General features: G+C 69.3%; 12 protein-coding genes. 10 read left to right on the forward strand and 2 right to left on the reverse strand.

Features of this window, described 5'->3' with window-relative positions:
- A partial coding sequence (locus PKH97_RS07380; protein WP_324386762.1) for a thiamine pyrophosphate-binding protein occupies positions 1-876 on the reverse strand: 876 nt, incomplete at its 3' end.
- Between the two features lie 111 nt (positions 877-987).
- Positions 988-1692: a demethylmenaquinone methyltransferase gene (locus PKH97_RS07385; protein ID WP_324386763.1), complete on the reverse strand. Its 705-nt coding sequence runs from the start codon at positions 1690-1692 to the stop codon at positions 988-990.
- 39 nt (positions 1693-1731) lie between these two features.
- Here PKH97_RS07385 and PKH97_RS07390 point away from each other — a divergent pair, with 39 nt between their 5' ends.
- The 10 genes from PKH97_RS07390 to PKH97_RS07435 form a co-directional block, all read left to right on the forward strand.
- A complete protein-coding gene (locus PKH97_RS07390; RefSeq protein ID WP_324386764.1) occupies positions 1732-3015 on the forward strand; it encodes an isochorismate synthase in 1284 nt (427 codons plus the stop codon).
- 190 nt (positions 3016-3205) lie between these two features.
- Entirely contained in the window at positions 3206-4288 is a 1083-nt protein-coding gene (locus tag PKH97_RS07395; RefSeq protein WP_324386765.1) for a hypothetical protein, read from the forward strand.
- A 117-nt stretch (positions 4289-4405) separates the two neighbouring features.
- Complete coding sequence (locus PKH97_RS07400; protein WP_324386766.1) at positions 4406-5689, forward strand: geranylgeranyl reductase family protein; 1284 nt, start codon at positions 4406-4408, stop codon at positions 5687-5689.
- A gap of 100 nt (positions 5690-5789) precedes the next feature.
- The gene (locus PKH97_RS07405; RefSeq protein WP_324386767.1) at positions 5790-6155 is read left to right on the forward strand and encodes an NADH-quinone oxidoreductase subunit A; all 366 of its coding nucleotides are present in this window, start codon (positions 5790-5792) and stop codon (positions 6153-6155) included.
- Positions 6156-6165: 10 nt separating this feature from the next.
- Positions 6166-6753, forward strand: coding sequence for an NADH-quinone oxidoreductase subunit B family protein (locus PKH97_RS07410; protein WP_324386768.1), 588 nt, complete (start codon positions 6166-6168; stop codon positions 6751-6753).
- Positions 6750-7478, forward strand: coding sequence for an NADH-quinone oxidoreductase subunit C (locus tag PKH97_RS07415; protein ID WP_324386769.1), 729 nt, complete (start codon positions 6750-6752; stop codon positions 7476-7478). The genes PKH97_RS07410 and PKH97_RS07415 overlap by 4 nt, the downstream gene beginning before the upstream one ends.
- The gene (locus PKH97_RS07420) at positions 7478-8875 is read left to right on the forward strand and encodes an NADH-quinone oxidoreductase subunit D (protein ID WP_324386770.1); all 1398 of its coding nucleotides are present in this window, start codon (positions 7478-7480) and stop codon (positions 8873-8875) included. Before PKH97_RS07415 ends, PKH97_RS07420 begins: the two co-directional genes overlap by 1 nt.
- 43 nt (positions 8876-8918) lie before the next feature.
- Positions 8919-9770 carry an NADH-quinone oxidoreductase subunit NuoE gene (gene nuoE / locus PKH97_RS07425; RefSeq protein WP_324386771.1) on the forward strand — a complete coding sequence of 284 codons (852 nt, stop codon included), beginning with the start codon at positions 8919-8921 and terminating at the stop codon, positions 9768-9770.
- Position 9771: 1 nt separating this feature from the next.
- Positions 9772-11079 carry an NADH-quinone oxidoreductase subunit NuoF gene (gene nuoF, locus PKH97_RS07430; RefSeq protein ID WP_324386772.1) on the forward strand — a complete coding sequence of 436 codons (1308 nt, stop codon included), beginning with the start codon at positions 9772-9774 and terminating at the stop codon, positions 11077-11079.
- Positions 11076-12609: NADH-quinone oxidoreductase subunit G (locus PKH97_RS07435; protein ID WP_324386773.1), on the forward strand; the 1534-nt coding region annotated here is incomplete at its 3' end. The genes nuoF and PKH97_RS07435, both read left to right, overlap by 4 nt.

The raw sequence follows: 12609 nt of genomic DNA on the forward strand, positions 1-12609 counted from the left end.
CGCGCCGGGCAGCGTGGCGCCAGTTCCCGCGTGACGGCCGAAAGGCTCGGCGACGATCGGCAGCCCGCGCGCGGTCGCCCAGCGCACCACCTCGGGCCGGGTCGCCGGATCGATCAGGTCACCGATGACCAGCAGAGTGCGGACCGTGTCGTCGCGAAACTCCCCACTCCAGCGGACCTCTGCACGAGCCTCGCGAAACTCCGCATTCCCGCGGACCTCTGCGCTAGCGGCGTGGACCTCCGCGTCAGCGGCGTCGACCTGCGCGCGTCGAGAGAACACGTGCGGGCCATCGAGTGGCGAGTCGTCCGTCAGCGGCCAGGTGGCCGGGACCAGGGGCTCGCCCAAGCAGAGGTTGACGTGCACCGGCCCCGGCTGGCGGCCGTCCGGCGCGGAACTCGCGGGGGCACCCATTGCTGCCTCGACGGCCGCCGCAACGGCTGCTCCCACGTCGCGCGGGTCCGCGTCGGCGGCGAGGTCGGCCTCCCACCGCACCGCACCGGCGAAGATCCCGGGCTGAATGGTGGTCTGATTCGCCCCGGATACACGCAACTGGGCCGGTCGGTCGGCCGAGAGCACGATCAGCGGCACCGAGCCGTGGTGCGCCTCCAGCACCGCGGGGTGCAGGTTCGCCACCGCGGTCCCGGATGTGGTGATGACGAGCGCCGGCGCCCGCGAGACCTTGGCCAGGCCGAGGGCCAGGAAACCTGCCGACCGCTCGTCGACCCGAACGTGCAGGCGGAGGTGACCTGCGTGCTCGGCGGCCAACACGGCATACGCCAAGGGCGCGGAGCGCGATCCGGGACACAGAACCACCTCGCGCACGCCGGCTGCCACGGCCGAGTCGATCGCGGCACGGGCGAGGTCGAGCGCGGACACGGGGACGATCATGCCAGCGGCGGGCGACCCCTCCGCCTCGCCCCCGGAGCGTATGCCGCCCGCACGCTGCGCTCCCGCAGCGGCACACCGACGTTCGGCGCCCGTCGTCGCCTACGGCGCAGCAGTCCCGCGCACCCCGTGGTGCAGGGCCACGATGCCGCCCGACAGATTGCGCCAGCGCACCTGCGACCAGCCCGCGTCGGCGATCACCTGGGCCATTTCCCGCTGTGCGGGCCAGGCCCGGATCGACTCGGCCAGATAGACATACGAGTCCGGGTTCGAGCTCACTCGACGAGCCACGGCCGGCAGCGACCGCATCAGATATTCGGTGTAGATGCGCCGGAAGCCGGGATTCGTCGGCGCGGAGAACTCGCACAACACGAACCGCCCACCCGGCTTGGTCACCCGCGCAAACTCCCGCAGGGCCGCCGACGCGTCCGCCACGTTGCGCAGCCCGAAGGACATCGTCACCGCATCGAAGGTGCCGTCCGCGAAAGGCAGGCGCATCGCATCGGCCGCGGTGAACCCCATGTCGGGCCGCCGGGCCCGCCCCACCCGCAGCATCCCGAGCGAGAAGTCGGCGGGCACGACGTGCACTCCCGCGTCGGCCCAGGGCTCCGAGCTGGTGCCGGTCCCCGCGGCGATGTCGAGCACCGTCTCGCCCGGCCGGGCCGACACCGCGTCGACGACCGCCCGCCGCCAGCGGCGGTCCTGCCCCAGCGACAGCACGTCATTGGTCAAGTCGTACTTGGCGGCGACGTCGTCGAACATCGCCGCGACCTGATTCGGATCCTTCTCCAAGGTGGCGCGGCTCATGCGCTCATCCTGCCGCATGGGTCGTAGGCTTCCGTGACGATGACCACGATGCCCACCTCGCAATCCGGCCGCCTCGTGGCCCGTACGATCGCGCTTCCCCCGGCCACCGCCGACGATCTTCTCGCCCTCCTACCGCAGGCGGCGGACCATCGCGATCTTTGCTCGTGGGTGCGCCGCAGCGAAGGCCTCGTGGGCTGGGGCCGGGTAGCCGACTTCGACGCCACCGGGACCGACCGCTTCTCCGCCGCCACCGCGTGGTGGCGGACGCTGACGGCTGGGGCGGTGGTCCGTGACGATGTCCGGCTGCCCGGGACCGGTCCGATCGCCTTCGGCGCCATGGCGTATGCCGCTGCCTCGCCGACGCGATCCACCCTCGTCGTGCCCGCAGTCGTCGTCGGCCGTCGTGGTGACGTTGCCTGGTTGACCACCGTCACCCAAGGCACCCTCCCCGCCCCCGGGACCTTGCAGCAGCCGGCCCCCGAGCCGGCGTCGCCCGGTGAAATCGCCTTCGCGGACGGCGCCAGGACCGCCGCCGAGTGGGAGCTGGCTGTCGAAGAGGCCCTCGACCGCATCGCCGGGGGCGCCGTCGACAAGGTCGTTCTCGCCCGCAGCCTCATCGCGCGCGCCGTGAGCGACATCGATCCCCGCTGGCTGCTTCGCCGGCTGGCCGCGCGCTACGAGAACACGTGGGTATTCGCGGTCGCTGGCATGGTGGGGGCCACGCCGGAGATGCTCGTCCGCCTCGATCGCGGCCTGGCCACATCGCGGGTCTTGGCCGGGACGATTCGGCGCACCGGCGACGACGCCCACGATCTCGCCCTCGCCGGTTCGCTGGCCCGGTCCTCGAAGGATCTGGAGGAGCACGAGTACGCGGTCCGTTCGGTCGCCGACGCCCTCGGTCGCCACTGCTCCTCGATGAGCGTGCCGGAGTCGCCGTTCGTCCTGCATCTGCCCAACGTCATGCATCTCGCCACCGATGTCGCCGGGGCGGTCGACGACGGCGCCACATCGCTGGAACTCGCCGCGTCCCTGCACCCTTCGGCCGCCGTCTGCGGCACCCCGACGGCGGCAGCAGATCGGGTCATTGCCGAGCTCGAGGGCATGGACCGCGGCCGGTATGCCGGCCCGGTGGGCTGGATGGATGTCACCGGCGATGGCGAGTGGGGGATCGCCCTGCGCAGCGGTGAACTCGACCCGGCCGACCGGCGCCAGATCACCCTGTATGCCGGGTGCGGCATCGTCGCCGGCTCGGATCCCGCCGACGAGGTCGCCGAGTCCGACGCCAAGTTCATCCCGATGAGGGACGCTCTCACCGATCGCTGACGCTCGGCGGGCGTCCGAGGCGAACGCTGTCCATGCATGACGCCCTGACAGATCCTCGCCGCGCGAAGCGGCCGGCAAGGCGCCGTCGACAAGAAGAAGTCTGATGTGGCACCCAACCGATCCCCGGGGTGCGTAGTCATAGGGGTGACGCCGGCAACGCGGCCGGCGCAGCGACATACAGGGGTCACTCATGTTCTCTCGCAAGTCTTTTCGTGCTGTCATGGCGTCCTGCGCTGCCCTCGCAGGCACGGCCGGGATCGCTGCTGGCGTGACCGCAGCGCAGGCGGACACGGCCGCTGATCTCGCTCCCGCCGCGCCCGCGGCGACCACGGCGGCTGCGGGCTCCAAGGCCGGATATGTCGCCACCATCGAGAACGGTGTCCTCTGGCTGGTCAGCCCGACCGGCGTGAACACCCGCGTCACTGCGGCGCCGGACTCCGACCTGCATTTAGCCGATGTCTCCCGCAACGGCACCCGGTTCCTCTTCACGGCCCCGATCAATGACGAGTCCACCCGCATTGCGGCCTACGACTCGCTCAAGGGTGCCTGGTCGAGCTTCACGACATCGACCGTCGGCTCGGACATCATTCAGGCCCGTTTCACGGCGCCGTCCGCAGCGTCGATCTGGCTGGGCCGGCAGCGACCGGACGGGCAAGCTCCCTTCACGGAGCGGCGCAGCGTGACCGGCGCGCTCGAGCTCTCGGTGCCTGGCGCCTCGAGCGTCCTTCCGGCACCCGACGGCCTGACCTTCGCGACCGATGAGGGGGGCGGCCGAATCCGGGTCAGGGCCACTGCCACGGGCGCGCTGGTGCGCACCCTGCCCGCGGTGACCGGTCGCCGGTGCACGCCGCTGTCCAACTGGGACGCCGCGCGTCTGACGGCGATCTGCTGGAACGACGCGGCCATGCGTATGGACGTCTACCGGTTCGCGTGGGCGGGCGGGGCGCCGAGCGCGCTCACCCGGGCAAGCGCGCCCTTCGGCTTCGACGGCGCGTGGCGCACGAGCAAAGGCATCGTCGCGAGTGACGCGGTGCAGGGCACCGGCGACGGCATCGGCTTCGCCCCGCGCCCCGGCAGCTACACCGCGATCAAGGCCTCCTTTGCGACCTGGGGGATGGCCCACGTACAGACCGCGATCGGCTCCAAGGTGTATGTCATGGGCACCCCTTCCCCCGATCCGACCCTGAGCGCGATGTATGCCTATGACCTCGGCACCGGCAAGACCCTCCTCCTGGGCAGCAACGCCTCGGTCGTCGTCGACCCGCTCCGGTAGTCCGACGGCCCCCCGCAGCCACGACGCTTAGGTAAGCCTTACTTCCACCGTCGGGGGAGCCCTCGCCTAGACTCGGGCAGTTCGTGAAACCATTCACAAGCTCGGCGAGGGAACCCCATGACGCAGCCTGGTGATCAGGCCGATGTGGTCGTCGTCGGCGCGGGCCCGGGAGGCAGCGCTACGGCGGCCTATCTCGCCCAACACGGACTCGACGTGGTGCTTTTGGAGAAGGCCGCGTTCCCGCGCGACAAGATCTGCGGCGACGGCCTGACCCCGCGCGCAGTCAAGGAGTTGATCTCCCTCGGCGTCGACACCACCGGCTGGCAGCGCACCAAGGGCCTGCGGATCAAGGGCGGCGGCCACACGCTGACCCTCGACTGGCCCACGACGCGCAGCTTCCCCGACTACGGCATGGTCCGCACGCGTGGCCAACTCGACGAGACGCTCGCGCGCCACGCCGAGCACCGCGGCGCCCGCCTCCTCGAGCGCACCAGCGTCACCGCCCCGCTGCGTGACGAGCGCACCGGCCGGGTTGTCGGGGTCTGCGCCAAGCGCCTCGACGAGCGCGGTCGCGCCACGGGCGAGACGTATGCCGTTCGCGCCCCCGTCGTCGTCGCCTCCGACGGCGTCTCCTCCCGGCTGGCCACCGCGGCCGGACGCGAGAAGCGCGAGGACCGCGTCATGGGCGTGGCGGTCCGCGCCTACTACAAGACCCCCAAGCAGGACGACTATCTCGAGTCGCACCTGGAGCTGTGGACGCGTCGTGACGACGGCACCCGCATGCTGATGCCCGGCTATGGCTGGCTCTTCCCGCTCGAGGACGGCCGCACCAACGTCGGCCTGGGCATCCTGGATACCTCCAGTGCCTTCGGTCACACCGATTACAAGGACGTCATGCGGCGTTGGGTCGAGGACATCGATGCCGACTGGCACCTGACCCATGACGAGGCGGCCGGCCCGATCCGTGGGGCCGCTCTGCCGATGGGCTTCAACCGCACCCCGCTGTATGCCGATGGCCTCCTTCTCGTCGGCGACGCCGGGGGGATGGTCAACCCCTTCAACGGCGAGGGCATCGACTACGCCCTCGAAGCCGCCCGGGTGGGCTCGGAGTTGATCGCTCAAGCCCTGGCCCGGGGCAGCGACGCGGAGCGGGAGCGGGTCCTCGCGGCCTACCCGGGGGTGATGAAGCACGAACTCGGCGGCTACTTCACCCTCGGCCGCTGGTTCGCCCATGCCATCGGCAATCCCGAGGTCATGCGGATCGCCACGAAATACGGTCTCCCGCGGACCACGCTGATGCGTTTTCTCCTGAAATTGATGGCGAATCTGCCCGACAAGGGTGGTTCCAGTCCCAGCGACCGGATCGTCAATGCCTTGTCGCGTTTGGCTCCCGACGCATGAACGTCGAGTCGTCCGCCGCGTTGTCGGCCCGCCCCCCTAGGATGACGGAGGAATCGGTCGTGACGTGCACCACAACGAACGAAAGGGGAGTTGATCGGTCATGAGCAACCCCTATTTGCCGCTGCTGTTCTTCCTGCTCATCGGTGGTGGCTTCGCCGTCTTCTCGGTCGGGATCGCGCCGCTGACCGGCCCGCGCCGCTACAACCGCGCCAAGCTCGATGCGTATGAGTGCGGCATCGAGCCGAGCCCGCAGGCCAGCGGTGGTGGCCGAGTGCCGATCAAGTACTTCCTGATCGCCATGCTCTTCGTCATCTTCGACGTCGAGGCGCTCTTCCTTTATCCGTTCGCCGTCGCCTTCGGTCAACTCGGCCTGTTCGCGCTGTTGGCGATGGTGCTTTTCCTCCTCAACGCCTTCTTCATCGCCGACGCCTATGTGTGGCGCCGCGGCGGCCTCGACTGGGACTGACGGGACAACCATGGGAATCGAAGAGAAACTCCCCGCGGGTTTCCTGCTGACGACGGTCGAGCAGGTCGCCGGGTATATGCGCAAGAGCTCGGTCTGGCCGGCGACCTTCGGCCTGGCGTGCTGTGCGATCGAGATGATGGCGGTCGGCACCCCGGACTACGACATCGCCCGCTTCGGCATGGAGCGCTTCTCGGCTACCCCCCGCCAGGCCGACCTGATGATCGTCGCCGGGCGGGTCAGCCAGAAGATGGCGCCCGTCGTCCGGCAGGTCTACGACCAGATGCCCGAGCCCAAATGGGTCATCTCGATGGGTGTCTGCGCCAGTTCGGGCGGGATGTTCAACAATTACGCGATCGTCCAGGGCGTCGACCACATCATCCCGGTCGACGTCTACCTGCCCGGGTGCCCGCCGCGGCCGCAGATGCTGCTCAACGCGATCTTGACCCTGCACGACCAGATCCAGAACTCCAAGCTCGGCGTCAACAAGGTCGCCGCCGCCCGCGCCGCCGAGGCGGCCGCGCTGAGCGCCACGCCGACGCATCTGATGGCGCCGACCCACGACCACGGTGAACTCGCCGGACGGAGCCTGCTGGCATGACCGAAACCACGCCCCCCGCCGTCGACCCGCACGCCGCCGCGCAGGACAACCTGCCGGCCGCGCCCGGCACGACGCCCGAACCGGTCGAGGTCGGCGAGCGCCGCGGCATGTTTGGAGCGCGCGACACCGGCGACACCACCGGGTATGGCGGCCTGCGCGCCCCCATCCTGTTCCCGGGCGCCGCGGTGCGTCCCTATGGCGGCAACTTCGACGCCCTCGCCGACGCGGTCGAGGGTGCCATCGAGCCCGGCATGATCGAGCGTGTCGTCATCGACCGCGGCGAGATGACCCTCGTCGTGCCTCGCGAGCACCTGCCGGCCGTCGCCCGGGCCTTGCGTGACGACCCCGCGCTGCGCTTCGAGATGTGCCTGTCGGTCTCTGGTGTCCACTACCTCGCGGAGACGGGCAAGGAACTCCACGTCGTCTACCACCTGCTCTCCATCACCAATGGTGGTCGCCGGCTGCGCCTGGAGGTCACCGCACCCGACAGTGACCCGCACATTCCTAGCGTCGTGCCCACCTACCCCGCCGCGGACTGGCATGAGCGCGAGACCTGGGACATGTTCGGCATCATCTTCGACGGCCACCCCGCCCTGACTAGGGTTCTCATGCCCGACGACTGGCCGGGGCACCCCCAGCGCAAGGACTACCCGCTTGGCGGGATCCCAGTGGAATACAAGGGCGGGACCGTGCCCCCGCCCGACCAGCGGAGGGCCTACAACTGATGAGCGACAGCACTGTGTTCACCGCGGCCGACCCGGATGAGGTCCACCGCATCGACGATCTCGATGAGAATGTCGATATTTACGCGGCGTCGGGTGCCGAGTCCGACGGCCGGGTCTTCAATGCCGTCGGCGGCGACTGGGAAGACATCGTCGGCGAGGTGGGCTCGCGTCCTGAGGAACGCATCGTCGTCAACATGGGTCCGCAGCACCCGTCCACTCATGGCGTGCTCCGCCTCATCCTCGAACTCGAGGGCGAGACCGTCACCGAGGCACGCGCGGGCATCGGCTACCTGCACACGGGTATCGAGAAGAACATGGAGTTCCGCACCTGGACCCAGGGCGTGACTTTCTGCACCCGCATGGACTACGTCATGCCGCTGCACACCGAGACCGCCTACTGCCTGGCCGTCGAGAAGCTGCTCGGCATCACCGACCAGATCCCCGAGCGGGCCAGCGCGATCCGCGTGCTGATGATGGAACTCAACCGGATCACCAGCCACCTGGTCTGTATGGGCACCGGCGGCATGGAGATGGGCGCGACCACGGTCATGACCATCGGCTTCCGCGAGCGGGAGCGCATCCTGTCGGTCTTCGAGATGATCTCCGGTCTGCGGATGAACCACGCCTACATCCGGCCCGGCGGTGTCGCCCAGGACCTCCCGGCCGGTGCGCTGCAGGCCATCCGTGACCTGATCCCCGAGGTCCGCAAGGGCATCCACGAGCTCGAGTTGCTGATGCTCGAGAACCCCATCCTCAAGGGCCGCATGGTCGGCGTCGGTTCCCTCGACCTGACCGGCTGCATGGCTTTGGGCATCACCGGGCCGATGCTCCGCTCCGCGGGCCTGCCGCACGACCTGCGCAAGTCCGCGCCCTACTGCGGCTACGAGAAGTACGACTTCGACATTCCCGTGCGTCACGGCGCCGACGCCTACGACCGCCTGTGCGTGCGCATCGACGAGATGTATCAGTCGCTGCGGATCGTGGAGCAGGTCTGCGATGAGTTGCAGAACAACCCCGGCCCGGTGATGGTCGAGGACAAGAAGATCGCCTGGCCGGCCCAGTTGGCCGTCGGCCCCGACGGCATGGGTAACAGCCTGGCGCACATCAAGGAGATCATGGGCACCTCGATGGAGTCCCTGATCCACCACTTCAAACTGGTCACCGAGGGTTTCCGGGTCCCCCCCGGCCAGGCCTATGCCGCGGTCGAGTCGGCCAAGGGTGAGCTCGGCTGCCACGCCGTCTCCGATGGCGGCACCCGCCCCTATCGGGTGCACTTCCGCGAGCCCAGCTTCAACAACCTGCAGGCCGTGTCGGCGATGTGTGAAGGCGCTCAGGTCGCCGATGTCATCGTCGCGGTGGCCTCGATCGACCCAGTTATGGGAGGCGTGGACCGATGACAAGGACTTCTCGCGGTTGGGCTTTAGGGGGCGTCGACCGCTGATGGAGCACTACGGAGAACAGACCGCGTCCGGTCACCTGCACGTCCCGGCGGCGAGCAAAGAGCCGTATGCCGATGACGTGCTCGCCGGCCTGCACACCGACGCGCAGGCCGTCATTGCGCGCTACCCCAACGCCCGCTCGGCCCTGCTGCCGCTGCTCCACCTGGTCCAGAGCGTCGACGGCTATATCACCGGCCGCGGCATCACCTTCTGCGCCGACGTCCTCGGCCTGACCGAGGCCGAGGTCAGCGGCGTCGCGACCTTCTACACCCAGTACAAGCGCCACCCCAATGGCGAGTACACCGTCGGCGTCTGCACCAACACCTTGTGCGCGATCATGGGCGGCGACCAGATTTGGGATGCCGTCAGCGAGCACCTCGACCTCGGGCATGACGAGACCACCGGCGACGGCAAAATCACCCTGGAGCGGGTGGAGTGCAATGCCGCCTGCGATTTCGCCCCCGTCGTGATGGTCAACTGGGAGTTCTACGACAACCAGACCCCAGAGTCGACGATCGCCCTGGTCGACGACCTGCGCGCGGGCGCGCCCGTCCGGCCGACCCGCGGCCCGAATCGCCAGTGCACCTTCAAGGAGATGTCGCGCGTGCTTGCCGGCTTCCCCGACGGACGTGCCGACGAGGGCGTGGGCGCCGGCCCCGCGACCCTGGAGGGGCTGCGCGTAGCGCACGAACACCACTGGACCGCGCCGCCGTCCTCTTTTTCCGGTCCCGAGGCTGACCACGCCGACATCGCCGCGGACGCTCGTGACGAGCGCGCCGTCGTGCGCGAGGTGGCCGTCGAATCCCTCGAAGGCGCCCGTCAGGCCACCGACACCACGCAGGCAGGGGAGTGAGATGACGACGCTGACCCCGATCCTCTCGAAGTTCTGGGACCACCCCCACAGCTGGACCCTCGAGACCTACGAAGCCAATGACGGCTACAAAGCCCTCAAGAAGGCCTTCGGGATGGAGCCGTCCGCCCTGGTCGGGATGGCCAAGGACTCCGGCCTGCGCGGCCGTGGCGGAGCCGGCTTCCCCACCGGCATGAAGTGGTCCTTCCTGCCCCCGCCGGACGGCGGGCCGCGCTATCTCGTCGTCAACGCCGACGAGTCCGAGCCGGGCACGTGCAAGGACATCCCGTTGATGATGGCCGCCCCCCACTTCCTCATCGAAGGGGTCGCGATCACCTCGTTCGCGATCGGGTGCAATCACGCCTTCATCTACCTGCGCGGCGAGGTCGTGCACGTCTACCGCCGCCTGATGCGGGCGGTCGAAGAGGCGTATGCCGCGGGCCACCTCGGCAAGAATATCCACGGCTCGGGCTTCGACCTCGACGTGACCGTGCACGCCGGTGCCGGCGCCTACATCTGTGGCGAAGAAACCGCGCTGCTCGACTCCCTGGAGGGTCGCCGCGGCCAGCCGCGCAGCAAGCCGCCATTCCCGGCCGTCGCCGGCCTCTATGCCCGGCCGACGGTCGTCAACAATGTCGAGTCCATCGCCTCCGTGCCGCCGATCCTGCTGCACGGCGCCGACTGGTTCGCGGGGATGGGCGCCGAGGGTTCGAAGGGCTTCGGCATCTTCTCCCTCTCCGGCCACGTCACCCGCCCCGGCCAGTACGAAGCCCCGCTCGGTATCACCCTGCGCGAGCTGCTCGACATGGCCGGCGGAATGCGCGACGGCAAGCAGTTGAAGTTCTGGACCCCTGGCGGGTCCAGCACGCCGCTGTTCACCGCCGAGCACCTCGATATCCCGCTCGATTTCGACTCGGTCGCCAAGGCCGGCTCGATGCTCGGCACCAGAGCCCTGCAGATCTTCGACGAGACCACCTGCGTGGTGCGGGCGGTCGATCGGTGGACCGACTTCTACAAGCACGAGTCCTGCGGCAAGTGCACCCCATGCCGCGAAGGCACCTGGTGGCTCAAGCAGATCACCGGACGCCTAGAGCACGGCCAGGGCACCGAGGAAGACCTGGAGAAGCTGCTGGACATCTGCGACAACATCCTCGGGCGCAGCTTCTGCGCGCTCGGTGACGGCGCCACCTCGCCGGTGACCAGCAGCATCCAGTATTTCCGCGAGGAATACCTCGATCACCTGCGTCATGGCGGCTGTCCGTTCGATCGGGACGCCTCGTCCCTCTTTGCCAAGGAGAAGGCCTCCGTATGAGCGTCATCCCCGACAAGCCGGTGGCCACCGATCTGGTCAACCTGACCATCGACGGCATCCCGGTCTCGGTGCCCAAGGGCACCTTGATCATCCGCGCCGCGGAGCAGGCCGGCATCGAGATCCCGCGCTTTTGCGACCACCCCTCACTGGAGCCGATGGGCGCCTGCCGGCAATGCCTGGTCGAGGTCGCCATGCCCGGCCCGCCCGGCCCGGACGGCAAGCCCGGCGCGCCCCGTCAGATGCAGGGCCCGCCCGGGCGCATGAAGCCCCAGGCCTCCTGCGTGATGACCGTGGCCGAAGGCATGGAGGTCAGGACCCAATACACCTCGCCCGGTGCCGACAAGGCCCAGCGCGGTGTCATGGAGTTGCTCCTGATCAACCACCCGCTCGACTGCCCGGTCTGCGATAAGGGCGGCGAATGCCCGCTGCAGAACCAAGCGATGAGCGCCGGCCGCGCCGTTTCGCGCTTCGAGGATTCCAAGCGCACCTATGCCAAGCCGATCAATATCTCCAGCCAGGTCCTGCTCGATCGCGAACGCTGCGTCCTGTGCGCCCGCTGCACCCGCTTTTCCGACCAGATCGCCGGCGACCCCTTCATCGCCCTGGTCGAGCGAGGTGCCCTGCAGCAGGTCGGCATCTACGAAGAGCACCCCTTCGAGAGCTACTTCTCGGGCAACACCGTGCAGATCTGCCCGGTCGGTGCCCTGACCGGCGCGGCCTACCGCTTCCGGTCGCGGCCTTTCGACCTCGTCTCGACTCCCGGTGCCTGCGAGCACTGCGCGAGCGGCTGCGCCATCCGCACCGACCACCGTCGCGGCACCGTCCTGCGCCGGATGGCGATCAACGACCCGGCCGTCAACGACGAGTGGAACTGCGACAAGGGCCGCTGGGCCTTCACAGCACCCACCGTCGGTGACCGATTCGGCTTCCCGATGGTCCGCGGTGCCGACGGTGAACTCGAGGTCACGTCCTGGCCCGAGGCGCTCGCGGCCGCGGCGGCTGGCCTGCGCGGACGCACCGCGGGCGTGCTGACCGGTGGCCGCGTCAGCGTTGAGGACGCCTACGCCTACGGCAAGTTCGCCCGTATGGTGCTCGCCACCAATGCGATCGACTTCCGGTCGCGCCCCCACAGTCGCGAAGAAGCCCGCTTCCTCGCCGCGCATGTGGTCGCCACCGGTCCCGAGAGTGGCGCGGCCACCTACGCGGCCATCGAGAAGGCACCCAGCGTCCTGCTCGCCGGCTTCGAGCCGGAGGAGGAGAGCCCGATTCTCTTCCTGCGCCTGCGCAAGGCCTTCCGCAAGAACAAGACGCGCGTCAGTTCGCTGGCTCCCTTCGCCACCCGCGGGCTGGCCAAGGTGGGTGGCACCCTGATCCCGGCCGCTCCGGGCACCGAGACCGAGTTGCTCGCCTCCGATGTGGCCGCCGATGCCCTCGCCGGCGAGGGCAGCATCCTGTTCGTCGGCGAGCGACTGGCGACCGTTCCCGGTGCCCTGGCCGCCGCCCTCGCCCTGGCCGACCGGACCGGCGCCA

Origin of the sequence: Nostocoides sp. (assembly GCF_035343835.1) — a bacterium.
GTDB lineage: Bacteria > Actinomycetota > Actinomycetes > Actinomycetales > Dermatophilaceae > Nostocoides_A > Nostocoides_A vanveenii.

What these genes read in the sequence shown, in the direction of transcription:
- PKH97_RS07385 (WP_324386763.1), bottom strand. Translation starts at nt 1,692, where the DNA reads ATGAGCCGCGCCACCTTGGAGAAGGATCCGAATCAGGTCGCGGCGATG.
- PKH97_RS07390 (WP_324386764.1), top strand. Translation starts at nt 1,732, where the DNA reads ATGACCACGATGCCCACCTCGCAATCCGGCCGCCTCGTGGCCCGTACG.
- PKH97_RS07395 (WP_324386765.1), top strand. Translation starts at nt 3,206, where the DNA reads ATGTTCTCTCGCAAGTCTTTTCGTGCTGTCATGGCGTCCTGCGCTGCC.
- PKH97_RS07400 (WP_324386766.1), top strand. Translation starts at nt 4,406, where the DNA reads ATGACGCAGCCTGGTGATCAGGCCGATGTGGTCGTCGTCGGCGCGGGC.
- PKH97_RS07405 (WP_324386767.1), top strand. Translation starts at nt 5,790, where the DNA reads ATGAGCAACCCCTATTTGCCGCTGCTGTTCTTCCTGCTCATCGGTGGT.
- PKH97_RS07410 (WP_324386768.1), top strand. Translation starts at nt 6,166, where the DNA reads ATGGGAATCGAAGAGAAACTCCCCGCGGGTTTCCTGCTGACGACGGTC.
- PKH97_RS07415 (WP_324386769.1), top strand. Translation starts at nt 6,750, where the DNA reads ATGACCGAAACCACGCCCCCCGCCGTCGACCCGCACGCCGCCGCGCAG.
- PKH97_RS07420 (WP_324386770.1), top strand. Translation starts at nt 7,478, where the DNA reads ATGAGCGACAGCACTGTGTTCACCGCGGCCGACCCGGATGAGGTCCAC.
- nuoE (WP_324386771.1), top strand. Translation starts at nt 8,919, where the DNA reads ATGGAGCACTACGGAGAACAGACCGCGTCCGGTCACCTGCACGTCCCG.
- nuoF (WP_324386772.1), top strand. Translation starts at nt 9,772, where the DNA reads ATGACGACGCTGACCCCGATCCTCTCGAAGTTCTGGGACCACCCCCAC.